At 72.3% G+C, this 23,006-nt stretch carries 21 protein-coding genes; 9 read left to right on the top strand and 12 right to left on the bottom strand.

Annotated features, from left to right (window positions below; translation table 11 throughout):
* Positions 1 to 143: 143 nt before the first annotated feature.
* The 4 genes from ACWEK3_RS18940 to ACWEK3_RS18925 all read right to left on the bottom strand — a co-directional run bounded on the left by ACWEK3_RS18940 (position 144) and on the right by ACWEK3_RS18925 (position 4,330).
* A complete protein-coding gene (locus ACWEK3_RS18940; RefSeq protein ID WP_361413073.1) occupies positions 144 to 827 on the bottom strand; it encodes an ABC transporter ATP-binding protein in 684 nt (227 codons plus the stop codon).
* A 69-nt stretch (positions 828 to 896) separates the two neighbouring features.
* Complete coding sequence (locus ACWEK3_RS18935; protein WP_450543463.1) at positions 897 to 2,348, bottom strand: ABC transporter permease; 1,452 nt, start codon at positions 2,346 to 2,348, stop codon at positions 897 to 899.
* Positions 2,349 to 2,460: 112 nt separating this feature from the next.
* Complete coding sequence (locus tag ACWEK3_RS18930) at positions 2,461 to 3,705, bottom strand: L,D-transpeptidase (protein WP_450543465.1); 1,245 nt, start codon at positions 3,703 to 3,705, stop codon at positions 2,461 to 2,463.
* Between the two features lie 220 nt (positions 3,706 to 3,925).
* Positions 3,926 to 4,330 (bottom strand): hypothetical protein, encoded by a 405-nt coding sequence (locus tag ACWEK3_RS18925; protein WP_450543467.1) that lies wholly within the window; start codon positions 4,328 to 4,330, stop codon positions 3,926 to 3,928.
* Between the two features lie 109 nt (positions 4,331 to 4,439).
* Here ACWEK3_RS18925 and ACWEK3_RS18920 point away from each other — a divergent pair, with 109 nt between their 5' ends.
* Complete coding sequence (locus tag ACWEK3_RS18920) at positions 4,440 to 4,775, top strand: LAETG motif-containing sortase-dependent surface protein (protein ID WP_450543469.1); 336 nt, start codon at positions 4,440 to 4,442, stop codon at positions 4,773 to 4,775.
* 42 nt (positions 4,776 to 4,817) lie between these two features.
* Here ACWEK3_RS18920 and hutH read toward each other — a convergent pair whose 3' ends face one another.
* The 3 genes from hutH to ACWEK3_RS18905 all read right to left on the bottom strand — a co-directional run bounded on the left by hutH (position 4,818) and on the right by ACWEK3_RS18905 (position 9,151).
* Positions 4,818 to 6,356: a histidine ammonia-lyase gene (gene hutH / locus ACWEK3_RS18915; RefSeq protein ID WP_383057239.1), complete on the bottom strand. Its 1,539-nt coding sequence runs from the start codon at positions 6,354 to 6,356 to the stop codon at positions 4,818 to 4,820.
* Positions 6,357 to 6,453: 97 nt separating this feature from the next.
* Entirely contained in the window at positions 6,454 to 7,605 is a 1,152-nt protein-coding gene (locus ACWEK3_RS18910; protein WP_390877625.1) for a GGDEF domain-containing protein, read from the bottom strand.
* A gap of 751 nt (positions 7,606 to 8,356) precedes the next feature.
* On the bottom strand, positions 8,357 to 9,151 hold the full coding sequence (locus ACWEK3_RS18905; RefSeq protein WP_453250153.1) for an enoyl-CoA hydratase/isomerase family protein: 795 nt from the start codon (positions 9,149 to 9,151) through the stop codon (positions 8,357 to 8,359).
* 227 nt (positions 9,152 to 9,378) lie between these two features.
* Between ACWEK3_RS18905 and ACWEK3_RS18900 the strand changes: the two genes are divergently transcribed.
* Entirely contained in the window at positions 9,379 to 10,131 is a 753-nt protein-coding gene (locus tag ACWEK3_RS18900) for a hypothetical protein (RefSeq protein WP_450543473.1), read from the top strand.
* Between the two features lie 19 nt (positions 10,132 to 10,150).
* On the opposite strand, the gene ACWEK3_RS18895 is transcribed toward ACWEK3_RS18900, so the two are convergent.
* Both ACWEK3_RS18895 and ACWEK3_RS18890 read right to left on the bottom strand, forming a co-directional pair.
* A complete protein-coding gene (locus ACWEK3_RS18895; RefSeq protein ID WP_450543475.1) occupies positions 10,151 to 11,314 on the bottom strand; it encodes an adenylate/guanylate cyclase domain-containing protein in 1,164 nt (387 codons plus the stop codon).
* Between the two features lie 116 nt (positions 11,315 to 11,430).
* Positions 11,431 to 12,315 carry a biotin--[acetyl-CoA-carboxylase] ligase gene (locus tag ACWEK3_RS18890; protein ID WP_450543477.1) on the bottom strand — a complete coding sequence of 295 codons (885 nt, stop codon included), beginning with the start codon at positions 12,313 to 12,315 and terminating at the stop codon, positions 11,431 to 11,433.
* Positions 12,316 to 12,426: 111 nt separating this feature from the next.
* On the opposite strand from ACWEK3_RS18890, the gene ACWEK3_RS18885 reads away from it, so the two are divergent.
* From ACWEK3_RS18885 to ACWEK3_RS18870, 4 genes are all read left to right on the top strand, one after another.
* On the top strand, positions 12,427 to 14,028 hold the full coding sequence (locus ACWEK3_RS18885; protein WP_376398283.1) for an acyl-CoA carboxylase subunit beta: 1,602 nt from the start codon (positions 12,427 to 12,429) through the stop codon (positions 14,026 to 14,028).
* A gap of 9 nt (positions 14,029 to 14,037) precedes the next feature.
* Complete coding sequence (locus tag ACWEK3_RS18880; RefSeq protein WP_453250152.1) at positions 14,038 to 14,244, top strand: acyl-CoA carboxylase subunit epsilon; 207 nt, start codon at positions 14,038 to 14,040, stop codon at positions 14,242 to 14,244.
* A 953-nt stretch (positions 14,245 to 15,197) separates the two neighbouring features.
* Positions 15,198 to 15,326, top strand: a complete 129-nt coding sequence (mmpB, locus tag ACWEK3_RS18875; RefSeq protein ID WP_361427639.1) for a morphogenic membrane protein MmpB — start codon at positions 15,198 to 15,200, stop codon at positions 15,324 to 15,326.
* A gap of 32 nt (positions 15,327 to 15,358) precedes the next feature.
* Positions 15,359 to 15,979, top strand: a complete 621-nt coding sequence (locus tag ACWEK3_RS18870; RefSeq protein WP_453250151.1) for a Maf family protein — start codon at positions 15,359 to 15,361, stop codon at positions 15,977 to 15,979.
* Here the strand turns inward: ACWEK3_RS18870 and ACWEK3_RS18865 are convergent, their stop codons facing one another.
* Positions 15,980 to 16,543 carry a hypothetical protein gene (locus ACWEK3_RS18865; protein ID WP_450543482.1) on the bottom strand — a complete coding sequence of 188 codons (564 nt, stop codon included), beginning with the start codon at positions 16,541 to 16,543 and terminating at the stop codon, positions 15,980 to 15,982.
* Positions 16,544 to 16,908: 365 nt separating this feature from the next.
* On the opposite strand from ACWEK3_RS18865, the gene ACWEK3_RS18860 reads away from it, so the two are divergent.
* Positions 16,909 to 18,681 carry an acetyl/propionyl/methylcrotonyl-CoA carboxylase subunit alpha gene (locus ACWEK3_RS18860; protein WP_450543484.1) on the top strand — a complete coding sequence of 591 codons (1,773 nt, stop codon included), beginning with the start codon at positions 16,909 to 16,911 and terminating at the stop codon, positions 18,679 to 18,681.
* A 202-nt stretch (positions 18,682 to 18,883) separates the two neighbouring features.
* Here the strand turns inward: ACWEK3_RS18860 and ACWEK3_RS18855 are convergent, their stop codons facing one another.
* Both ACWEK3_RS18855 and ACWEK3_RS18850 read right to left on the bottom strand, forming a co-directional pair.
* Positions 18,884 to 19,843 (bottom strand): DeoR/GlpR family DNA-binding transcription regulator, encoded by a 960-nt coding sequence (locus tag ACWEK3_RS18855; protein ID WP_390723192.1) that lies wholly within the window; start codon positions 19,841 to 19,843, stop codon positions 18,884 to 18,886.
* 175 nt (positions 19,844 to 20,018) lie between these two features.
* A complete protein-coding gene (locus tag ACWEK3_RS18850; protein WP_361415816.1) occupies positions 20,019 to 21,482 on the bottom strand; it encodes an NAD(P)H-quinone dehydrogenase in 1,464 nt (487 codons plus the stop codon).
* Between the two features lie 106 nt (positions 21,483 to 21,588).
* On the opposite strand from ACWEK3_RS18850, the gene ACWEK3_RS18845 reads away from it, so the two are divergent.
* On the top strand, positions 21,589 to 22,026 hold the full coding sequence (locus ACWEK3_RS18845) for a gamma-glutamylcyclotransferase (RefSeq protein ID WP_361415818.1): 438 nt from the start codon (positions 21,589 to 21,591) through the stop codon (positions 22,024 to 22,026).
* Positions 22,027 to 22,171: 145 nt separating this feature from the next.
* Complete coding sequence (locus ACWEK3_RS18840) at positions 22,172 to 22,996, top strand: purine-nucleoside phosphorylase (RefSeq protein WP_450543488.1); 825 nt, start codon at positions 22,172 to 22,174, stop codon at positions 22,994 to 22,996.
* The last annotated feature ends 10 nt before the right edge of the window (positions 22,997 to 23,006 follow it).

The following is a 23,006-nucleotide window of genomic DNA, read 5'->3' as shown; positions in this document are numbered from 1 at the left end:
GGAAAAAGAGTGCCGAGCGGATTCCCTGTCCACTCGGCCGGGGGAAGGCTCGCACACGTGCGCTACACCCCCACCCCCCGGAAGAAGAAGTATGCCGGGGGGTGATCAACTGCTCAATACCAGGGTGCGGTCAGGCCTCCCCCTCAGGCGCCCGCGTTCTCCTTGACGGTGATGCGGCCCTTGCGGATGGTCGCGACGCGCGGGGCCTTCCTCGCGATGGCGGAGTCGTGGGTGACCATGACGAACGTCAGCCCGTGCTCCTTCCACATGCGTTCCAGTACGTCCATGATCTCGTCGCGCATGGACTCATCGAGGTTTCCGGTGGGTTCGTCGGCGAGCAGCACCTTCGGCTGCTTGACCAGGGCGCGGGCGATGGCAACGCGCTGCTGCTGGCCGCCGGACATCTCGGACGGCAGGTGCCCGAGCCGCTCGCCGAGCCCGACCGACTCCAGTGCCTCGGCGGCCCGTTCGCGCCGTTCGGCGGCCTTGAAGCCGAGCGGGACGAGGGCGGTCTCGACGTTCTCCTGCGCGGTCAGGGTCGGGATCAGGTTGAAGGACTGGAAGACGAAGCCGATGCTCTCGCTGCGCACCCGGGTGAGCCGGGCCTCGGGCAGCTTCGCCAGGTCGGTGCCGTCGAGGACGACCTGGCCGGAGGTGGGCCGGTCCAGGCCGCCCAGCATCTGCAGCAGCGTCGACTTGCCGCCGCCGGTGGGGCCCTGGATGACCAGCCGGTCGCCGTCGCCGATGGTCAGGTCGACCTCGTCGAGGGCGCGGACGACCTCCTTGCCCCGGGTGTAGTGCTTGGTGACGCCGGTGAGTTCGTACATGGGGGAACAGCTCCTGGGATGCGGGGAGAAGTTGGGCCGACGGCCCTCTGGGTCGCGGCGGGCGGCGCGCTACTCGACGCGCCGCAGGGCGTCGGCCGGGCGCAGCCGGGAGGCCCGCCAGCCGCCGAACGCGCCCGCGATCAGGCCGCCGGCCACGGCGAGGCCGACCGCGAGGACGATAGTGGTGAGGCTGACCGGCGCGGTCAGCGCGACCTCCAGGGACTTCGCGGCCTGCCGGCCGGGTCCGCCGAGGCCCCCGCCGCCGCGGAAGACGCCCCCGCCACCCGGGCCGCCACCGGAACCACCCAGCTGCGCCTGAAGCGTCGGACTGATCGCGGTCACCGCGTACGCGCCCGCCAGGCCGAGCGCGATCCCGAGGGCGCCACCGACCAGGCCGTTGACGACGGCCTCGCCGACCACCTGCCGGGTCACCCGGCCCGACTTCCAGCCCAGCGCCTTGAGCGTGCCGAACTCGCGCACCCGCCGGGAGACCGCCGAGGAGGTCAGCAGGCCGGCGACGAGGAAGGCGGCCACGAGCACCGCGATGGACAGCCACTTGCCGACGGTGGTGGCCAGATCGGAGGCGGTGGACAGGGAGCCGGAGACGGTCTTGGCCAGGTCGGCGGAGGTGGTGACCGTGGTTCCCGGGACGTTCTTCTGGATGGCGCTCTTGACGGCGTCGATCTGCTGGGAGTCGGCCGCCTTGACGTAGATCGTGGTGACCTTGTCCTTGTCGCCGCTGAGGGTCTGCGCCTGCTTCAGCGGGATGTACAAGTTGGCCGCCGCGTCCCCGCTGCTCGCGGTGGCGATGCCGATGACCTCGTACTTGACGCCCTTGATGGTGACGCTGCCACCGACCTTGAGCTTCTTCTCCTTGGCATACGCCGAGTCGGCGACGGCGACCTTGGCGTCGGTCTCGCCGGACTTGAAGGTGCGGCCGTCGGTGATCTCCGAGGAGGTCAGCGGGCCGAGCTCCGGCCGGGTGACGTCGGTGCCGTAGACCGTGTACTGGTTGACGTCGAAGTCGGCGCCGCCGCCCATGACCCGGCCCTGCGGCCCGGAGCCGGGCGCCCCGCGCGTCTCGCCACCGCCGCCGCCCTGCTGGAACTGGCCGCGGGTGAACTGGCCGTTGACCCTCACCACGTTGAGGCTGAGCCCGCCGACCGCGGAGGAGACGCCCTGCTGGTCCGCCACCTTGGTGACCGTGGAGGCGGACAGGGTGGTGAAGCCCTGCGCCATGACCCGGTCACTGCTCTGCTCGCCCTCGTCGCCGTTCCCCTTGGCGTCGAACTTGAAGCGCGGGCGCGAGTCGCCGGACGGCGGCGTGGCGGCCTTGCTGACGGTCATGTCCGTGCCCAGCCCGTACAGCGACTGCAGGACCTTGTCCTGCGCCCTGCCCATGCCGTTGGACACGGAGTTGACCACGATGACCAGCGCGATGCCCAGCGCGAGGCCGGAGGCGACGACGAGAGCCGCCTTTCGACGGCGGCGCAGCTCGCGCCTCAGGTAGGTGAAGAACATGCGCCGACGGTAGGAGCGCCGCCTGATGAGGTCTTGAGGCCGTCATAAGAGAAGCATGAGAAGACCGGTGCGGCCCCGAGGGGCGGCACCGGTCTTCACGGGCAAGCGGTCGTCAGGCGGCCGAATCGGCCTTCCACTGCGCCCAGCTCATGTTCCAGCCGTTGAGGCCGTTGTCCGGGGCGACGGTCTTGTCGCCGGTGTTCTGGACGACGACGACGTCACCGACGATCGAGTTGTCGAAGAACCACGAGCCCGGCGTGTTCGGGTCGTTCGCGCCCTTCTTGTCCTGCAGGCCGACACAGCCGTGGCTGGTGTTGACGTTGCCGAAGACGCCCGGCCCGCCCCAGTAGTTGCCGTGGATGAAGGTGCCGGAGTTGGTCAGGCGCATGGCGTGCGGCACGTCCTTGATGTCGTACTCGCCCTTGCCGTCGTCGTCGGTGAAACCGACCGTCGCGCCGTTCATCCGGGTCTCCTTGAACTTCTCGGAGATCACCATCCGGCCTTCGTACGTCTTGTTCTCGGGCGACCCCGCGGAGATCGGGATGGTCTTGACGACCTTTCCGTTCCGCGTGACCTTCATCTGCTTGGTCTTCGCGTCGACGTAGGAGACCTGGTTGCGGCCGATGTTGAAGGTGACCGTCTTCTGCTGGACGCCGTAGACGCCCTGGGCGCCCTCGACGCCGTCGAGGTCGAGCTTCAGCGTGACGGTGGAGTTCTCCTGCCAGTACTGCTCGGGACGGCAGTCCATGCGCTGCACACCGAACCAGTGGCAGGCGACCTCCTGGCCGCTGGAGGAGGTGACGGTGATGCCCTTCTGGACGGCCGCCTTGTTGGTGATCGCCTTGTCGAAGTTGATCGAGACGGGCATGCCGACGCCGACCGTGGTGCCGTTGTCCGGATTGAAGGAACCGATGAAGCTGTGCGCCGGGGCGACCGTGGTGAAGGAGGCGTTCTCGTGAGCGGCCCGGCCCTTGGCGTCGGTGGCGCTCGCGGCGACCTTGTAGGTGGTGGCGCGCTGGAGTTGGGCGTCGGGCTTCCAGCTCTTCTTGTCGGCCGATATCTGCCCCTCGACGGCCGTACCGTCGGCCGTCGTCATGCTGACCTTCGTCAGCGTGCCCTTGGCCACGGTCACGGCGGCGGAGTTGTTGATCGAGGCGTTGTCGGAGCCGTCCGCTGGTGTGATCTTGATCTGGGCCTCCGACGACTCCTCGGCCGCGGCCTTGTCGGCCTTGGCCTGCGAGGTGTCGCCACCGCCGTCGGCCGCGTCGCTGCTGCCGGAACAGCCCGTGAGCACCAGTACACCGCCGAGCAGTGCGGACGCGGCCGTCAGGCGCTTGCGCCGCTTACTGTTCGTCATCACACGCTTCTCCATCGTTGGCGAGTCCCAAAACCCCTCGAGGCCCCCGTCGCGAAACCTCAACGCTACGACCGTTTCGTCCCCTTCCCACGTCGTGGAAATGTGGGACTCGCCACGTCCGCCGTAGCGGACGGTGCGCTGCCCGGCCTGCACGTTGCATGAGACGACGAAACCCCGGACGTCGGTTGCGGCCGGGGTCGCCGATGTGATCCGGGCGACGTCAGCCGGAGTGTCCGGCGCCGCCCACCTTCTCGTCGTCCCCGTCCTCGTCGCCCTCGTCGCCTTCCTCGTCGGCTTCCTCGTCGTCATCATCCTCGCCGAACTCCCAGTCGGGCGAATCCGGGTCGTACGCGATGGGTTCGCTCGACCAGGAGGCCTGCTGGAGTTCCACCCCCGGCACCTCACCGACCAGGTCGAACGGATCGACCAGGTACGCCAGGGCCTCGGCGGTGTCTTCCGTCACAGCGCCCTCGGCGTGCGCCCGCTCCGCGGGGTCCAGTTCGCCGTCCTCGATGTGCTCGGCGATCCGGCTGCGGGCCGCCCCGATGACGGCGTCCTCGTCCTCGATCTCGAGGACGAGCTCGACACTGAGGCGTACAAAACGTGAAGTCTCTGGAGTGCTCATGGTCGGAGGGTACGGCTCAAACGTCCCGTGACTTTCCTGTGACCCGCGACGTTCACTAACATCGCCCCACACGGCCAATTCGCCAGCGCCACAAGGGGATCGATATTCCGTGTCATCCGCTCGCCGTACGTTGCTGACCGCCACCGCCGCGGGCACCCTGCTGGGCGCCCTGTGGTTCGTCCCCTCCGCGGACGCGTCGGTGGGCACTCCGGCGAGAGGGGCGGGCCCGGCGGTACCGACCGCCCAGGTCACGGAGCAGGGGCGGCCCGCCTCGGCGGCGGAGACGTCCGGCGCCCGGGAGGACGCCTCCGCCGGGAGCGGGACCGAACTCGCCGACACCGGAAGCATCGACACCACTCCGTACGTCGCCGGCGGCACCGCGCTCCTCATACTGGGCGCCGGCTTCGTGGTCTACTCCGTGCGCCGGGAGCGCCTGGGCTTCTGAACCCGCCCGGCGCTCCCTCGACTTGGCCCCCGGCCCGCCGACTTACTGGAGCGGGCCGGTGACGGTCTCGGCCGCCGCGACGAGCCGGCCGTCCGCCACGAAGGCGTCCGCCGCGGCGAGGTCGGGCGCGAGGAAGCGGTCCGGACCCGGTCCCTCGACGCCCGCCTCGCGAGCGGCGTCGATGACCGCCTGGCTCGCCGGAGCCGGGGTCAGGCCCTCGCGCAGCTGAACGGCGCGCGCGGCGGCGTACAGCTCGACCGCGATGATCCGGTTCAGGTTGCCGACGGCCGTGCGCAGCTTGCGCGCCGCCGACCAGCCCATGGAGACGTGGTCCTCCTGCATGGCGGAGGACGGGATGGAGTCGGCGGACGCCGGTACGGCGAGCCGCTTCATCTCGCTGACCAGCGCGGCCTGCGTGTACTGGGCGATCATCAGACCCGAGTCGACGCCGGCGTCGTCGGCGAGGAACGGCGGCAGGCCGTGGCTGCGGTTCTTGTCGAGCAGCCGGTCGGTACGGCGCTCGGCGATCGAGCCGAGGTCGGCTGCGGCGATGGCGAGGAAGTCCAGCACGTAGGCGACCGGGGCGCCGTGGAAGTTGCCGTTGGACTCCACACGGCCGTCGGGCAGGACGACGGGGTTGTCCACGGCGGAGGCGAGTTCCCGCTCGGCGACCAGCCGGGCGTACGCGAGGGTGTCCCGGCCGGCGCCGGCGACCTGCGGGGCGCACCGCACGGAGTAGGCGTCCTGGACGCGGGGCGCGTCGCCCTGGTGGTGCCCGGTGAGGCCGGAACCCTTGAGCACGGCCAGCATATTGGCGGCGGAGGCGCCCTGTCCCGGGTGCGGGCGGATGGCGTGCAGCTCGGGGGCGAGGACCTTGTCCGTGCCGAGCAGCGCCTCCAGGCTGAGGGCGGCGGTGATGTCGGCGGACTTGTACAGGGTGTCGAGGTCGGCGAGGGCCATGATCAGCATGCCGAGCATGCCGTCGGTGCCGTTGAGGAGGGCCAGGCCCTCCTTCTCGCGCAGCTCGACGGGCTGGATGCCGTGCTCGGCGAGCAGCTCGGCGGCGGGGCGTACGACGCCGTCGGGACCCTCCGCGTCACCCTCGCCCATGAGGGTGAGGGCGCAGTGGGACAGCGGGGCGAGGTCGCCGGAGCAGCCGAGGGAGCCGTACTCGTGCACGACCGGGGTGATGCCGGCGTTGAGCACGTCGGCCATGGTCTGCGCGACCTCGGGGCGTACGCCGGTGTGCCCGGAGCACACGGTCTTGAGCCGCAGGAACATCAGCGCCCGCACGACCTCGCGCTCGACCCGCGGGCCCATGCCGGCGGCGTGCGAGCGGACGATGTTGCGCTGGAGCTGGGTGCGCAGCTCCTGGCTGATGTGCCGGGTCGCCAGGGCGCCGAAGCCGGTGCTGACGCCGTAGACGGGTTCGGGCTTGGCCGCCAGCGCGTCCACGATCTCCCGGGCCGCCGTGAGGGCCGCCACCGCCTCGTCGGAGAGCTCGATACGGGCGCCGCCGCGCGCCACGGCGAGAACGTCGGACGCCGTGACCCCCGACGTCCCCACCACCACAGTATGCATATCCATATTCAGGAGCGTACGCAGTGAATGCGAAGATGTCACTAGTGGATGCCGGGAGTGCCTCTTACAACTCGCGGCCGAAAACCCCGGGTGCCGGTCAGGGCCTGCGGCCCCGGAAGCGGCGCCGCTCCACCGGGGCCTCCGGTGCGGGCGGGGGCGCGTCGACGAGGCGGACGACCGGGTCCTGCGCGCCCTCACGGCCGGCGACCACGGGCCGGTCGGCGCGCAGCGCCTTCGCCCGGTACTGGGCGGCGTCGGCGAGCCGGAACAGCCGCCGGGCCGACGGCACCGGCCGGATCGCGTGCTCCGTCGAGGCCACCCCGCAGGCGACGCCCTCGCCCAGCTCCAGCTCGGCCGCGCGCCGGCACAGCTCGTCGGCCGCCTTGATCACGTCGTCGGCCGAGGGGCCGACCGCGACCAGGCAGAACTCGTCGCCGCCGAGCCGTGCCACGAGCGCGCCCGGCACCATCGCGCCGCACAGCGACAGCACGGAGCCGAACCGTTCGAGGAGCCGGTCGCCGACGGCGTGGCCGAGGGTGTCGTTGACCTGCTTGAGTCCGTTGAGGTCGCAGACGACGAGGCTGACGACGACGCCGTCCGCGCGGTGCCGCTCGATCGCCTCGTCGAGCATCACGTCGACGGCACGGCGGTTGGCGAGTCCGGTCAGCGCGTCCGTGAACGCCAGCTTGCGGGCCTCCTCCAGCCGCTCGCTCTGGGCGAGCCCGGCGGCGACCACGGCCGCCAGCACGGTGGCGAAGTCGGCGTCGGAGCGGCCGAAGAGGGGGGTGCCGACCGGACGGGCGACGTAGAGCTCTCCCCAGGCGCGTCCGTGCTGCACGATCGGCGCGACCACGCAGCAGCCGCGCCCTCGCCTGCGCAGCGCGGCGACGCGCTGGTGGCTGTAGCCGGGGTGGCCCGCGGCCGCGCCGTCGGCGGTCTCCACCCAGGCGTCGGGTTCGCCGCCCGAGGCCCACCGCTCGTGCAGGAACTCGGTGATCTCCGGGAACTGGTGCACCGGGTAGGCCTCGCCCTCCGGGAACTCCGCCTCTTCCGGCGCACGGTCCCCCACGTTCACCAGGACCCGCAGCCGGCCGTGCTCGCGCTCCCACACCGAGAGCGCGGCGAAGCTCCCCTCCAGCGCCCGGCACGCGCCGAGCGCCGCCGCCCGCCACGACTCACGCGAGGTCTGCGCCGCGGCCATCCCCTGCGCCAACGCCACGACGTCCGCCAGCCGCCTGTTCTCGCCCATCACCCCAGGCTAGGGATGTTTCAGATGAATCGAGACATTGGCCCACCTGCCAGTGCGCCGCGAACGACTCCGCCGGGCCCACAGAATCCCACACGGGCTCGCACGCCCCCGAATCCGCGAGGCACGGCGCCCGGGGCCCCGGCCAGGCGCGCGGCTCGCCGAGCACGGCGGTCACGGCGAACGGCAGGTGCAGGGCCGCAGGCCGTCCGGGCCCGGCAGACGGGCTCCCGACCCCTCCGGCCAGTGCGCGACGCAGCCGCCGGCAGCCGCCCGACTGCCGGCTCCCCGCCAGAGGCCGAACAGCCACCACCCGCCGACCACAGCGCCAGGCAGCCGCAGCCCGGCCAAGCACCACGACCACAGCACCAGGCAGCCACAGCCCCGCCGACACGGCGGCCACACGGCCCGGCGATCATGCCTGACGGCAAGCACGAGGCCGCGGGCCGTCCGCGCCCGACGGCGGCACCGACCTCTACCGATCAGCGCGCTGCACGGCTGCCCGCAGTCGCCGGACGCCGACTCCGGCTCGGCACCGGACGGCCGGCACCGCCGAGCACGACGGCAACAGCGCCGGGCCGCCGCAACCCGGCCGGTACCGCGGTCCCGGCAGACGGCAGGTGTGGGGCCGCGGGCCGTCCGTGCCCTGCGGTGGCGCCCGGCTTCTCCGGTCAGCGCGGCGGTCGCCGGACTGTTCGGTGTCGAGTGGCCGCCGTCCCGGTCGGTGTGGGGTGCAGTTGTCGCGAAGGGGTGGCTACTCGCCCGGCCAGTGCGGGGGGCGCTTTTCGTTGAAGGCTGCCACTCCCTCCGCGCGGTCCGCGGAGAAGGCGACCGAGCGCCAGGCCGCGTCCTCGACCTCCAGGCCGGCCCGCAGGTCGAGCCCGTGTCCGAGCCGTAGGGCGCGCTTGGCGGCGCGCAGTCCGACCGGCGAGTTCGCCGCCATCCGGGAGGCCAGCTCCAGGGCCTCCTCGCGGTCCCGGCCCTCGTCCACCAGGCGGTCCACGAGGCCCAGCTCGGCCGCCTCAGGCGCCTCCAGCCGCCGCGCCGTGAAGATCAGTTCGGCCGCCCGCGCGGCGCCCACCCGCCGGGGCAGCAGCTGCGTACCGCCGCCGCCGGGGATCACCCCCACCGAGACCTCCGGCAACCCCACCACGGCCGTACGGTCGGCCACGATCACATCGCAGGACAGGGCCAGTTCGAAGCCGCCGCCGAGCGCGAACCCGTGCACGGCGGCGATCGTCGGCATCGGCAGCTCCAGTACGCCGGTGTACGCCCCGCGCGCGACCGGGCGCTGGCGCACCAGGTTGGCGTCGCTGAAGGAGTTGCGCTCCTTCAGGTCGGCGCCGACGCAGAACGCCCGCTGGTGCGAGGACGTCAGGACGACCACGCGCGCGTCCCGGTCGGCGGCGAGCGCCGCACACGCCCCTGCGATCGACCGGGCCATGTCCGTGGACACGGCGTTCATCGCCTTGGGCCGGTCCAGGACGAGCTCCGCGACGTAGTCGTGCCGTCGCACCAGCACGAACTCGCCGAACCGCTCCTCGCTCATGACACCCTCCTGGTTAACGCGGGTTAACAAGAAACCTGCCCCGATCATCGCAGCAGGGCCCGCGCCGAGGAAAGGGCGGACGAGGCACAGGCGCGGCCCCGTTGTCGAGACCCGGCCCCCCGTTCGAGTGACATCCCCGGCCAACTCCCGCCGAACCCCCATGAGAGCGCATAACGTGCCTCCGCCATGGCGCATCGGGGGGCGCGAGCGCATCGGGGAGGACGGCGATGACGACGCACACGGCCACAGTCCGGCAAGACGGCCACAAGAACGACGGCAACAAGAACGACAACGGCGATCACTGCGACAGCACAGGCATAGGCGCCGGCGCCACGGCGGAGGACGCCGCCGGCGCATGGACGCGGCCCTGGGGCCCCCGTGCCCGCGGACGGCACCGCAGGCGCCGGCCGCGCAAGGCGCTGCTGGCCGCCGGTGGGCTCGCGGTGGCCGCCGGCGTGCTGAGCCTCGTACGGCTGGCGCCCGAGTCCGGGCCGACCCGCCTGGGCGCCGCGGAGGCCGAACCCCACGCGGCCCCGGGCCACAACTCGGGCGGCTCCGCCGGAACCCCCGCCGACACCTCCAGCACGATCGGGGCAGGTCCGGCGACCGCGACCTCGGCGACCGTCGCCCTGCACGGGGTGAGCGGCGCACCGGTCCCGGACGGAAGCGCCGTACCGGTGGCGTCCCCGTCCGCGGCGACGGCCGCCGCGGAGCCCTCGGCGCTCCCGGAGACCACGACCGTTCCCACGGCACTCCCCGAGGACCCGGACCCGCCGGAGTACCCCGAGCACCCCGAGCACCCCGAGCACCCGGAGCCCACCAACGCACCACGGCCGTCCGCCAGCACGGCCCCGGCCCCGCGCCCCGCACCGGCCCCGAGCCGGAGTACGCAGCCCCCGGCCCCGCCCTCCGGCGGGGGCGGTCTGTGCCTGCCGATCATCGGGCTCTGCGTCGGCGTCGAGGCCGTCCCCGGCCGCTGATCCGGACCGCGACCGCCGGTTACGGGGTCCCGTCGCTCCGCCGGGTGAGCAGCCAGGGCTCGACCACGCCCAGACCGCGCACCGGACGCTGCCACATCGGCTGAAGGGCGAACCGGTACACCGGCGGCTCCTCGCCCTCCTTCTCCGCGGCCGCCGCGGCCTCGGCCGCCTCCGCCTCGGACGCCGGGGCGTCCCCGGTACGGATCAGCTCCTCGGCGAAGGCGCTGTCCACCAGGACGGCGTCACGCGGCGCTATCGAGGTGAGCCGGGAGGCGAGGTTGACGGTGGTGCCGAACACATCGCCCATACGAGTGGTCACCGTGCCGAACGCCATGCCCACCCGCAGCTCCGGCATCGTCTCGTCGTGGGCCATCGTCTCGACCAGCCGCAGCGCGATGTCCGCCGCCGTTCCGGCGTCGTCGGCGGCGTACAGCACCTCGTCGCCGAGCGTCTTGATGAGCCGGCCGCCGCGCGCGGCCACGAGGTCGGCCGAGGTCGTCTCGAACGCCTCGACCAGCTCTCCGAGCTCCTCCTCCTCCATACGGCGGGTCAGCCGGGTGAAGCCGACGAGGTCCGCGAAGCCCACGGCCAGCCGCCGGTCGACCATCTCCTCGTCGTCGGCGGCCTGCACGACCCGGCCGGCCGAGGCGGCGAGCTGGCGGCGCCAGACGTAGACCAGGAACTCCTCCAGCTCGGGCAGCAGCAGCTCGACGATCGGGTACGTGACCTCGGTGCGGGTCATGCCGGGCTCGGGCGGCTCGGTCAGGCCCTCCAGGAAGGAGTCCATCTGCCATTCGGCCAGACGGGCGGTGGTCTGCCCGGTGGACCGGGCCACCTGCACGGCCATGGCCTCGCTGAGCAGCCCCGCCTCGACCAGACCGGCGAGCCTCCGCAGGGCCAGTACGTCGGCCTCCGTGAGCGCCTTGGCCTGGCCTATGTCGGCGAAGCCCATGGCCCGCCAGAAGCGGGAGGCCAGCTCCATGGAGACGCCGGCGCTGCGGGCCGCCTGGAACGGGGTGTAGCGCCGCTCCGCGCCCAGGATGAGCTGTTCGAGACGCAGCGCGAGAGGGTGTCCGCCGGATTCGGCGTCGTCGGAGTCCTCCTGCTCGAGCGAGGACGGGAATGGCGGAGGCTCCTCCCGGCCGTCCGCGTCCGCGCCGGAGCCCGTGTCGTCGACGGTCACGCCTGCTGCCCTTCCGATCTGCCACGGTCAGGTATCGACCGGCCTCAACTCTACGGCAGGTGTGCGCCAGCTCACTCCGTCAGGCTGCGCCGAGGGAGGAGCTGACCGGCACCGATTCACACGGGGCGCAGATGCACGATGTCGCCCGCGCCGACCGGCTCCTGCACTCCCTCCTCCGTGGCGATGACCAGCCGGCCGTCGCCGTCCACCGCGACCGCCTCCCCCACCAACGACCGGTCGCCCGGCAGTTCCGCCCGGACCACCCGCCCGAGCGTCGCACAGCCCGCCGCGTACGTCTCCTGGAGACCGCTCGCGGCCGGATCGCCTCCCGCCGCCCGCCATCGGCCGTACCAGTCCTCCAGGGAGCGCAGGACCGCCCGCAGCAGCGGATCGCGGTCGGTGCTCACGGCTCCGGCGAGGGCGAGGGAGCCGGCCCGCGGGACGGGAAGCTCCTCCTGCCGCAGCGTGACGTTGACGCCGACGCCGATGACCACGGCGCCCTCGCCGGCCCGCTCGGCCAGGATGCCGCCGGCCTTGCGCTCCTCACCGCCGACGGTCACCAGCAGGTCGTTCGGCCACTTCAGCGCCGTGTCGACCCCGGCGGCCCGGGACAGGCCCGTGGCCACCGCGACGCCGGTGAGCAGCGGCAGCCAGCCCCAGCGGGCCACCGGCACCTCGCTGGGCCGCAGCAGCACCGAGAAGAACAGCCCGGAGCGGGGCGGGGCCGTCCACCGGCGGTCCAGACGGCCCCGGGCGGAGGTCTGCTCCTCGGCGACCAGGACGGCACCCTCGGCGGCCTTCCCGGCGGCGGCGCGGGCCACCAGGTCCGTGTTCGTGGAGCCCGTGCTCTGCACCACGTCCACCTCGGACCACAGCCCGTCCGCCCGTACCAGCCCGCGCCGCAGGGCCCCGGCGTTCAGGGGCGGGCGGTCCAGGTCGGACCAGCGGCTGTCGTGCGGCGTGTTGTCGGGGTTGCCGTCTGCTGCATCTCGGGGCGTCATGCAAGCCACCCTAGGTGTGGGAAACGCCGCACTGCCGAACGGCGGACGCCCTACTACGCTACGGATGAGTAACCGTCCCCCCTTGTGAGCAGGCAGGGAGCCGCGATCCCGATGTCCGAGCCGGAAGAGCGCCAAGAGATCGACATTCACACGACCGCGGGCAAGATCGCGGATCTTCAGCGCCGCGTCCTGGCAGCGACGCACGCCGGCTCCGAGCGCGCCGTGGAGAAGCAGCACGCCAAGGGGAAGCTGACGGCTCGCGAGCGGATCGAACTGCTGCTCGACGAGGGGTCGTTCGTCGAGCTGGACGAGTTCGCCCGGCACCGCTCCACCAACTTCGGCCTGGAGCAGAACCGGCCGTACGGGGACGGCGTCGTCACCGGCTACGGCATGGTCGACGGCCGCCCGGTCGCGGTGTTCTCGCAGGACTTCACCGTCTTCGGCGGAGCGCTCGGCGAGGTCTACGGGCAGAAGATCGTCAAGGTGATGGACTTCGCCCTGAAGACCGGCTGCCCGGTCATCGGGATCAACGACTCGGGCGGCGCCCGGATCCAGGAGGGGGTCGCCTCCCTCGGCGCGTACGGGGAGATCTTCCGCCGCAACACCCACGCCTCCGGGGTGATCCCGCAGATCAGCCTGGTCGTGGGCCCGTGCGCGGGCGGCGCGGTCTACTCGCCGGCGATCACCGACTTCACGATCATGGTCGACCAGACCTCGCACATGTTCATCACCGGCCCGGACGTCATCAAGACGGTCACCGGCGAGGACGTCGGCTTCGAGGAGCTGGGCGGCGCCCGCACCCACAACACCGCCTCCGGCGTGGCCCACCACATGGCCGGGGACGAGAAGGACGCGATCGAGTACGTCAAGCAGCTGCTGTCGTACCTGCCCTCGAACAACCTCTCCGAGCCGCCGGTCTTCCCCGAGGAGGCCGACGTGGCGGTCACCGGCGAGGACCTGGAGCTGGACTCGGTCGTCCCGGACAGCGCGAACCAGCCGTACGACATGCACACGGTGATCGAGCACGTCCTGGACGACGCCGAGTTCTTCGAGACCCAGCCGCTGTTCGCGCCGAACATCCTCACCGGGTTCGGGCGGGTGGAGGGCCACCCGGTCGGCATCGTCGCCAACCAGCCCATGCAGTTCGCCGGCTGCCTGGACATCGACGCCTCCGAGAAGGCCGCCCGCTTCGTACGGACCTGCGACGCCTTCAACGTGCCCGTGCTCACCTTCGTCGACGTGCCCGGCTTCCTCCCGGGCGTCGACCAGGAGCACACCGGCATCATCCGCCGCGGCGCCAAGCTGATCTTCGCCTACGCCGAGGCGACGGTTCCGCTGATCACCGTGATCACCCGCAAGGCCTTCGGCGGCGCCTACGACGTCATGGGCTCCAAGCACCTGGGCGCCGACCTCAACCTGGCCTGGCCGACCGCCCAGATCGCCGTCATGGGCGCCCAGGGCGCGGTCAACATCCTGCACCGCCGCACCATCGCCGAGGCCGAGGCCACGGGCGACGCCGAGGCGACCCGCGCCCGCCTCATCCAGGAGTACGAGGACGCCCTCCTCAACCCCTACGTCGCGGCCGAACGCGGCTACGTCGACGCCGTGATCAAACCCTCCGACACCCGCTCCCACCTCGTGCGCGGCCTGCGTCAACTGCGCACCAAGCGGGAATCCCTGCCTCCGAAGAAGCACGGCAACATCCCCCTGTAAGGAGCCGCTGTGATCAAGGTCGTACGAGGCAATCCGACCCCGGAGGAGCTTGCCGCCGCCCTGGCGGTGGTCCGGGCCCGCGCCGCGGCGGCAGCCAGCACGCCGTCCGGCGCGCCGGCCCCCCGAGACTCCTGGTCCGATCCGTCCCGCATCGCCACCCACCTGGTCCCGCACCCGGGCCCGACGGCCTGGTCCCGCACCTACTGGCCCGGCTGACCGCCCGCCACCGTCCGCCCAGAGTGCTTTACCCACGCGCCCGCCCGACTCGGTGGGGCCCAGGAGACCGTTCCCCGGGGCTCCGCCCCAGACCCCGGCGGGGCTCCGCCCCCGCACCCCGCCGGGGCTGCACCCCGCGTGCCTGCCGCACCGCCCGCCCGACTCGGCAGGGCTCAGGCGACCGTTCCCTGGGGCTCCGCCCCTGCGCCCCTGCCGGGCTGCGCCCCGCTTTGCCCACCCACCCGCCCGGCTCGGTAGGGTTGAGGCGACCGCCACCCGGGGCTCCGCCCCCGCACCCCTGAGGGGCTCCGCCCCCGCACCCCGCCGGGGCTGCACCCCGCGTGCCTGCCGCACCGCCCGCCCGACTCGGCAGAACTCAAGCGACCGCACCTGGGGTTCCGCCCCCGACCCCGCAGGGCTCCGCCCCTGCACCCCTGAGGGGCTCCGCCCAGGGTGCTTGGCACACCGCCCGCCCGACTCGGTAAGGCTCAAGTGACCGTTCCCTGGGGCTCCGCCCCAACCCCGGCGGAGCTCCGCCCCCGCACCCCGCCGGGGCTGCACCCCGCGTGCCTGCCCCACCGCCCGCCCGACTCGGCAGAACTCAAGCGACCGCACCTGGGGCTCCGCCCCCCGCACCCCGTCCCTGCGTCTCGGCTGGGCGTCGCCCCTGTGTTCCGGCCGGGTTCCTCGGCGTCTCCCTGTGTGCTCGGGCATGGCTCCGCCCCGGGTCTACCCGTCCGCCGGCCGGCCGCTGTCCCGCTCAGTAGCGCCCACAGCCACAGGGCCGACGTCGGAGCGGTGAACCGGGGTCGGACCCCGGTCGTCAAGTTCGGTTCAGCCGTTGAGGCGGCGCGGCCGGCCCGCCCGCGTGAGCGCTCGGTGGGGCGGGTGTGGGGCAAAGTTGAGTACGCGTACTCAGGCGCGTGGCGTGGTCGCGGTCGCACGATCGGAGGATGCTGTGGTCCGATCCCGAGAACGAGCCGCCGAAGGAACTGCGTGACACGCAGGACATGTTGCGGCGGCTGGGGATTCTCATGGCACTGGCCATGGTGCTGGCGATGTTCGTGATCGGCGTGAGGTGAGCCGGAAGAGCCGCCGCCGATACGCTGACCGTATGACAGACCAGCCGCGCCGCCGACTCGTGCTCGCCTCCCAGTCCCCCGCCCGGCTCGGGCTGCTCCGGCAGGCCGGGCTCGACCCGGAGGTCATCGTCAGCGGCGTCGACGAGGACGCGATCACCGCGCCCACCCCCGCCGAACTGGCCCTCGCGCTCGCCGAGGCGAAGGCCTCCGTGGTGGCCGCCCGGCCGGAGGTCCGGGGCGCGCTGGTGATCGGCTGCGACTCCGTGCTCGACCTGGACGGCCACGCCCTGGGCAAGCCCTCCGACGCCGAGGAGGCCACCGCCCGCTGGAAGGCGATGCGCGGCCGGGCCGGCACCCTCCAGACCGGGCACTGCGTCTGGGACACGGAGAGCGGGCGGCACGCCTCGGCCACCGCCTCCACCGTGGTCCGCTTCGGCGAGCCGACGGACGAGGAGATCGCCGCGTACGTCGCCTCGGGCGAGCCGCTGTACGTGGCCGGCGCCTTCACCCTGGACGGCCGCTCGGCGCCGTTCATCGACGGCATCGACGGCGACCACGGCAACGTCATCGGCATCAGCCTGCCCCTGATCCGCCGCCTGCTGGCCGAACTCGGCGTGGGCATCACCGAGTTGTGGGCGCCCGCCGAGGACTGATCAGCGAGTGCGGGCCTCGGCCGGAGGGGTGACAGGCCGGGGCGCCTCGCTCCCGTGATCCGCTTGGTTCGCGGGCCCGGGGGCGCTCCCGGACCCTGGGTCGGCCTCGAACCCTGGGCCACCCTTGTCCCAGGCGCCGCCGCCCGGCACTTCACCGGCCGTCCCCTCCTCGCGGTCGTACGTCATCAGCAGCAGCACGATGAGCCCGAGCACCAGCACCATGAACAGGAACGCCCGCCAGCCCACCAGTCCCCAGGCGAACGCGCCCAGCAGCCCGTGCGCCACGGCCGCGCTGATCAGCAGGACGCGTCCGAAGCCGGCCGGGCGGCGGCCCCGTACCGCCACGAGCAGGGCGACCAGCCCGCACAGGGCGAAGTAGAGGCCGAAGACCAGACCGCCGGCCTTCGACGAGTTCGACATCACGTTCGGATCCAGGCCAGCCAGGGACATCCTCTGCCGGTGCACGACCTCGCCGAGGAACCAGTTCAGCGCCACCACGCCGAACGCCTCGGCGAAGAGCACGACCGCCACCACCCACGCCACCGGTCTGCGCACCGGTCCCACCCACTTCCGACTGCCGCTCCGTCCGGAGCCCTGTTACCGCGAGTACCGCCGAGACATCGTGAACGCTACTAACGGGTAAACCGGGGGACAAGGGTTCTGCCACCGGCAAAGAATCGTTGGGCCATTCGTAGGGACTCCACAAAGAAACGAAGTGCGTCGCAGCACGCCCTCACAGAGACCTTGGCCACATGGGAGGGCTAGGGTTTTCCGGAGGAGTCCTGCGTACAGCGATGCGACAAGGGATTTCGCAGGTCGAGCGCGCCTCGAATCACGCTCCGTGTGGGCAAGCTCACCATCGGGGACGGGTCGAAGTGCCGTGTCGGCAGTCCCTAAACTCGGCTTGTTTCAAGGAGGGAGCCTCAATCGTGCGCAAGGTGCTCATCGCCAACCGTGGCGAAATCGCTGTCCGCGTTGCCCGGGCCTGCCGGGACGCCGGTATCGCGAGCGTGGCCGTCTACGCCGACCCGGACCGGGACGCTCTGCATGTCCGCGCCGCGGATGAGGCGTTCGCCCTGGGCGGTGACACCCCGGCCACCAGCTACCTGGACATCGACAAGGTACTCAAGGCCGCGAAGGAGTCCGGCGCGGACGCGATCCACCCCGGCTACGGCTTCCTCTCGGAGAACGCCGACTTCGCCCAGGCCGTGCTCGACGCCGACCTGATCTGGATCGGCCCGCCGCCGCAGGCCATCCGCGACCTCGGCGACAAGGTCGCCGCCCGGCACATCGCCCAGCGCGCCGGCGCCCCGCTGGTGGCCGGCACGCCCGACCCCGTCTCCGGCGCCGAGGAGGTCGTGGCCTTCGCCGAGGAGCACGGCCTGCCGATCGCCATCAAGGCCGCCTTCGGCGGCGGCGGACGCGGCCTCAAGGTCGCCCGCACCCTGGACGAGGTCCCCGAGCTGTACGAGTCCGCGGTACGCGAGGCCGTGGCCGCCTTCGGCCGCGGCGAGTGCTTCGTCGAGCGCTACCTGGACCGGCCCCGCCACGTGGAGACCCAGTGCCTGGCCGACCAGCACGGCAACGTGGTCGTCGTCTCCACCCGCGACTGCTCCCTCCAGCGCCGCCACCAGAAGCTGGTCGAGGAGGCCCCCGCGCCGTTCCTGTCCGAGGCTCAGGTCGCCGAGCTGTACCGCGCCTCCAAGGCCATCCTCACGGAGGCCCGCTACGTCGGCGCCGGCACCTGCGAGTTCCTCGTCGGCCAGGACGGCACGATCTCCTTCCTCGAGGTCAACACCCGCCTCCAGGTCGAGCACCCGGTCACCGAAGAGGTCGCCGGCATCGACCTGGTCCGCGAGATGTTCCGTATCGCCGACGGCGAGGAACTCGGCTACGACGACCCGCCGCTGCGCGGCCACTCCTTCGAGTTCCGCATCAACGGCGAGGACCCGGGCCGAGGCTTCCTGCCCGCCCCCGGCACCGTGACGAACTTCGCCCCGCCGTCCGGCCCCGGCGTTCGCCTGGACGCGGGCGTGGAGTCCGGCAGCGTCATCGGCCCGGCCTGGGACTCCCTGCTGGCCAAGCTGATCGTGACCGGCCGCACCCGCAAGGAGGCCCTCCAGCGGGCTGCCCGCGCCCTGGAGGAGTTCCAGGTCGAGGGCATGGCCACCGCCATCCCCTTCCACCGCGCGGTCGTCACCGACCCGGCGTTCGCCCCCGAACTGACCGACTCCACCGACCCGTTCACGGTCCACACCCGCTGGATCGAGACCGAGTTCGTCAACGACATCAAGCCCTTCACCGCCCTCGCCGAGACCGACACCGACGAGGAAGCGGGCCGCGAGACCGTCGTCGTCGAGGTCGGCGGCAAGCGCCTGGAGGTCTCCCTGCCCACCTCGCTGGGCATGTCCCTGGCCCGCACCGGCCTCGCCGCGGGCGCCAAGCCCAAGCGTCGCGCCGCGAAGAAGTCCGGCCCCGTCGCCTCCGGCGACACCCTCGCCTCCCCGATGCAGGGCACCATCGTCAAGGTCGCCGTCGAGGAGGGCCAGGAGGTGAAGGAAGGCGACCTGGTCGTCGTCCTGGAGGCCATGAAGATGGAGCAGCCCCTCAACGCCCACCGCAGCGGCACCATCAAGGGCCTGTCGGCCGACGTCGGCGCCTCCATCACCTCCGGCGCCGTCATCTGCGAGATCAAGGACTGATCCCCCGGAGCACCCGCACCACACGCACAGGCGCCCGGCGAGCCGCGAGAGCGGCCCGCCGGGCGCCGTGCTTTCCGTAGGGCGGTCGGAAGTCTTTGCGCAGGACGGTCGGAAGTCTCTCCCGAGGGCGGCTCCAAGGCCCCGAAGGCGGTCCTAAGGCCCCGAAGGCGGTCCTAAGGTCCCAAGGGCGGTTCGACGCCCCTCATCGCCTCCGGAGGTCCGCCACCCGCGCGGCCGGGCGTTCCGTGCCGTGCGGCTGTTCCCCGCCCAGGGACGCCGGGCGGAGGTTCGCGCTCGGCGGCTGGTTGCGGCGGGGGCCCGGGAGCGGGACCTCACGGCGACGGTCGCGGGGCGGGGGCTGGTCCGCCACCGGGTTTCCCGTCGCGCCGGCCACGGCGATCTGGACGCCCTGGTCGGCGAGGGCCTGGAGCTCGGTGGCCGCGCGGTCGTCGTGGCCCGGGGGCTCGTCCGTCACCAGGCGGGTGATGAGATCGGTCGGGACGGTCTGGAACATCGTGTCCGTACCGAGCTTGGTGTGGTCGGCGAGGACCACCACCTCCGCGGCGGCCTGCACCAGGGCCCGGTCGACGGACGCCGACAGCATGTTGGAGGTGGACAGGCCCCGTTCGGCCGTCAGCCCGCTCCCCGACAGGAAGGCCTTGGACACCCGCAGCCCGTGCAGCGACTGCTCCGCCCCCGACCCGACGAGCGCGTAGTTGGAGCCGCGCAGCGTGCCGCCGGTCATCACGACCTCCACGCGGTTGGCATGGGCCAACGCCTGCGCGACCAGCAGGGAGTTGGTGACGACGGTCAGGCCGGGCACCCGGGCGAGCCGGCGGGCCAGCTCCTGAGTGGTGGTACCCGCGCCCACGACGATCGCCTCGCCCTCTTCGACGAGGCTCGCGGCGAGGTCGGCGATGGCCGTCTTCTCCGCGGTCGCGAGATGCGACTTCTGCGGGAAGCCGGACTCCCGGGTGAACCCACCCGGGAGTACCGCACCGCCGTGCCGGCGGTCGAGGAGTCCTTCGGCCTCCAGCGCCCGCACGTCCCGCCGTACGGTCACTTCGGAGGTCTGGACGACGCGGGCGAGTTCACGGAGCGACACGGCACCGTTCGCTCGCACCATTTCGAGGATCAATTGGCGACGTTCAGCAGCGAACACGAAACTGACAGTAACCCCAGCGACCGTCTGCTTTCAGCAGTTTGCGCCGAATAGCAGAAGTTGTTCGCAGGGCAGGGTGCGAGGTGGTATAGGGCCTGGTCCCCTCGCCCGTGCCACCGGCATGGTCCGCAACTCCCCGTGACCGATGGGGAGTCGGTCAGGACGCCGGACCCGCCTACGCCTCGGCCGTCGCCTTGCGCGTGTGCAACTGCCGTGCCACCTCTGCGATCGACCCCGACAGCGAGGGATACACGGTGAAGGCGTTCGCGATCTGTTCGACCGTCAGATTGTTGTCGACGGCGATCGAGATGGGGTGGATCAGTTCCGAGGCGCGCGGCGCTACGACCACGCCGCCGACCACGATGCCCGTGCCCGGACGGCAGAAGATCTTGACGAATCCGTCCCGGATGCCCTGCATCTTGGCGCGCGGGTTGCGCAGCAGCGGCAGCTTCACGCAGCGGGCGTCGATCTTGCCGGCGTCGACGTCGGCCTGGCTGTAGCCGACGGTGGCGATCTCGGGGTCGGTGAAGACGTTGGAGGAGACCGTCTTCAGGTTCAGCGGGGCCACCGCGTCGCCGAGGAAGTGGTACATGGCGATACGTCCCTGCATCGCCGCCACCGACGCCAGCGCGAAGACTCCGGTCACGTCGCCGGCCGCGTACACGCCCGGAGCCGTCGTCCTCGACACCTTGTCGGTCCAGATGTGACCGGACTCGCGCAGTTTGACGCCGGCCTCCTCCAGGCCGAGCCCGGCGCTGTTGGGGATGGCGCCGACGGCCATCAGGCAGTGGCTGCCCGTGATGACCCGGCCGTCCGCCAGCGTCACCTCCACGCGGTCCCCGACCCGCTTGGCCGCGGCGGCCCGCGAGCGCGCCATGACGTTCATGCCGCGGCGGCGGAAGACGTCCTCCAGGACGCCGGCCGCGTCCGGGTCCTCACCCGGCAGCACACGGTCGCGGGAGGACACCAGCGTGACCTTCGAGCCGAGTGCCTGGTAGGCGCCGGCGAACTCGGCACCGGTGACACCCGAGCCGACCACGATGAGCTCCTCGGGCAGCTCGGTGAGGTCGTAGACCTGGGTCCAGTTGAGGATGCGCTCGCCGTCCGGCTGGGCGTCGGGCAGCTCGCGCGGGTGGCCGCCGGTCGCGATCAGCACGGCGTCGGCGGTGAGCCGCTCCTCGCTCCCGTCGGCCGCCCTGACGACGACCGTGCGCGACCCGTCGAGCGCCTGCATGCCCTCCAGCCGGCCGTGCCCGCGCACGACCCGGGCGCCGGCCCGCGTCACGGAGGCGGTGATGTCGTGGGACTGGGCGAGCGCCAGCCGCTTCACCCGGCGGTTGACCTTCCCCAGGTCGACGCCCACCACCTGGTCCGCCGGGAGATCCTGGGCGGGGCCGCCGTCGGAGGGGGTGTCGGCGACGGTGATCCCCAGTTCCTCGTACGAGGAGTCGAAGGTGGTCATCACCTCGGCCGTAGCGATAAGGGTCTTCGACGGCACGCAGTCGGTCAGCACCGACGCTCCGCCCAGACCGTCGCAGTCGACGACGGTCACCTCCGCGCCGAGCTGCGCCGCCACCAGCGCCGCTTCGTAGCCGCCGGGTCCACCACCGATGATCACGATCCGAGTCACGTACTCCATTGTCCCGCACCGTTCAAGGTGCTACGGCCCCGGGGGCTCGGTGCCGGACTCTCCCGTTGCGCCTGGGACCCGTGAGGCGGGTGCGCGGCTGCCGTACGCTCGACGCATGTCGCTCTATGCCGCATACGCCGGCAATCTCGACGCGCGGCTGATGTCCCGCCGCGCCCCGCACTCGCCGTTGCGTGCCACGGGCTGGCTGAACGGCTGGCGGCTGACCTTCGGCGGCGAGCAGGTGAGCTGGGAGGGCGCGCTGGCGACCCTGGTCGAGGATCCGATCTCCCAGGTCTTCGTGGCCCTGTACGACATCGCCCCGATGGACGAGGACGCCCTCGACCGCTGGGTCGGTGTGGGCATGGACGTCTACCGGCGCGCACGCGTGCGCGTCCACACCCTGGACGGCGAGGAACGGGCCTGGGTCTACGTCCTCAACGCCTACGAGGGCGGTCTCCCCTCCGCCCGCTACCTCGGCGAGATCGCGGACGCGGCGGAGTCGGCGGGGGCACCCCACGACTATGTGATGGAGCTGCGGAAGCGGCCGTGCTGAGCGGCGCGGGGCTCGTGAAGGCCTGAACGAAGGCCTGAGCGGGCTCCCCGGCACCACTCCTCGCCGGAAACGACAAGACAACGATCGCATTGCCGTGACCACTGGCATCTACGCGCGTAGGCGAATACCGGCTACGCTCATCCGCGTGAACGCATCTCTTCTTCCGGACGACATCCAGGGCGATCCGTACGCCGCCGCCGACGCCGCTGCCGCGCGCCTGCGCGAACTCACGGGTGCCGAGTCCCACGACGTCGCCCTCGTGATGGGGTCCGGCTGGGCACCGGCCGTCGACGCCCTGGGGACCCCCGACGCCGAGTTCCAGGTCACCGAGCTGCCCGGATTCCCGCCGCCGGCGGTGGAGGGCCACGGCGGCAAGATCCGCTCGTACGGCATCGGGGACCGGCGCGCGCTGGTCTTCCTGGGCCGCACCCACTACTACGAGGGCCGGGGCGTGGCCGCCGTGGCCCACGGCGTGCGCACCGCCGTCTCGGCCGGCTGCAAGACGATCGTGCTCACCAACGGCTGCGGCGGCCTGCGCGAGGGCATGCGCCCCGGCCAGCCGGTGCTGATCAGCGACCACCTCAACCTGACGGCCACCTCGCCGATCGTCGGCGCCAACTTCGTCGACCTCACCGACCTGTACTCGCCGCGCCTGCGCGCCCTGTGCAAGGAGGTCGACCCCACCCTCGAGGAAGGCGTCTACGCGCAGTTCCCCGGCCCGCACTACGAGACGCCGGCGGAGATCCGCATGGCCCGCACCATCGGCGCGGACCTGGTCGGCATGTCCACGGTCCTGGAGGCGATCGCCGCCCGCGAGGCGGGCGCGGAGGTCCTCGGCATCTCCCTGGTGACCAACCTCGCCGCGGGCATGACCGGCGAGCCCCTCAACCACGAGGAGGTCCTCCAGGCGGGCCGCGACAGCGCCACCCGCATGGGCTCCCTGCTGAGCCAGGTGCTGGGCCGCCTGTAGACCCCGCCAC

The sequence above is a fragment of the Streptomyces sp. NPDC004721 genome, from assembly GCF_053601495.1.
Note: the sequence above shows the minus strand (reverse complement) of the source record. Positions and strands in the feature narration are given on the sequence as shown.

What these genes read in the sequence shown, in the direction of transcription:
- ACWEK3_RS18940 (WP_361413073.1), bottom strand. Translation starts at nt 827, where the DNA reads ATGTACGAACTCACCGGCGTCACCAAGCACTACACCCGGGGCAAGGAG.
- ACWEK3_RS18935 (WP_450543463.1), bottom strand. Translation starts at nt 2,348, where the DNA reads ATGTTCTTCACCTACCTGAGGCGCGAGCTGCGCCGCCGTCGAAAGGCG.
- ACWEK3_RS18930 (WP_450543465.1), bottom strand. Translation starts at nt 3,705, where the DNA reads ATGACGAACAGTAAGCGGCGCAAGCGCCTGACGGCCGCGTCCGCACTG.
- ACWEK3_RS18925 (WP_450543467.1), bottom strand. Translation starts at nt 4,330, where the DNA reads ATGAGCACTCCAGAGACTTCACGTTTTGTACGCCTCAGTGTCGAGCTC.
- hutH (WP_383057239.1), bottom strand. Translation starts at nt 6,356, where the DNA reads ATGCATACTGTGGTGGTGGGGACGTCGGGGGTCACGGCGTCCGACGTT.
- ACWEK3_RS18910 (WP_390877625.1), bottom strand. Translation starts at nt 7,605, where the DNA reads ATGGGCGAGAACAGGCGGCTGGCGGACGTCGTGGCGTTGGCGCAGGGG.
- ACWEK3_RS18905 (WP_453250153.1), bottom strand. Translation starts at nt 9,151, where the DNA reads ATGAGCGAGGAGCGGTTCGGCGAGTTCGTGCTGGTGCGACGGCACGAC.
- ACWEK3_RS18900 (WP_450543473.1), top strand. Translation starts at nt 9,379, where the DNA reads ATGACGACGCACACGGCCACAGTCCGGCAAGACGGCCACAAGAACGAC.
- ACWEK3_RS18890 (WP_450543477.1), bottom strand. Translation starts at nt 12,315, where the DNA reads ATGACGCCCCGAGATGCAGCAGACGGCAACCCCGACAACACGCCGCAC.
- ACWEK3_RS18885 (WP_376398283.1), top strand. Translation starts at nt 12,427, where the DNA reads ATGTCCGAGCCGGAAGAGCGCCAAGAGATCGACATTCACACGACCGCG.
- mmpB (WP_361427639.1), top strand. Translation starts at nt 15,198, where the DNA reads ATGCTGTGGTCCGATCCCGAGAACGAGCCGCCGAAGGAACTGCGTGAC.
- ACWEK3_RS18870 (WP_453250151.1), top strand. Translation starts at nt 15,359, where the DNA reads ATGACAGACCAGCCGCGCCGCCGACTCGTGCTCGCCTCCCAGTCCCCC.
- ACWEK3_RS18850 (WP_361415816.1), bottom strand. Translation starts at nt 21,482, where the DNA reads ATGGAGTACGTGACTCGGATCGTGATCATCGGTGGTGGACCCGGCGGC.
- ACWEK3_RS18845 (WP_361415818.1), top strand. Translation starts at nt 21,589, where the DNA reads ATGTCGCTCTATGCCGCATACGCCGGCAATCTCGACGCGCGGCTGATG.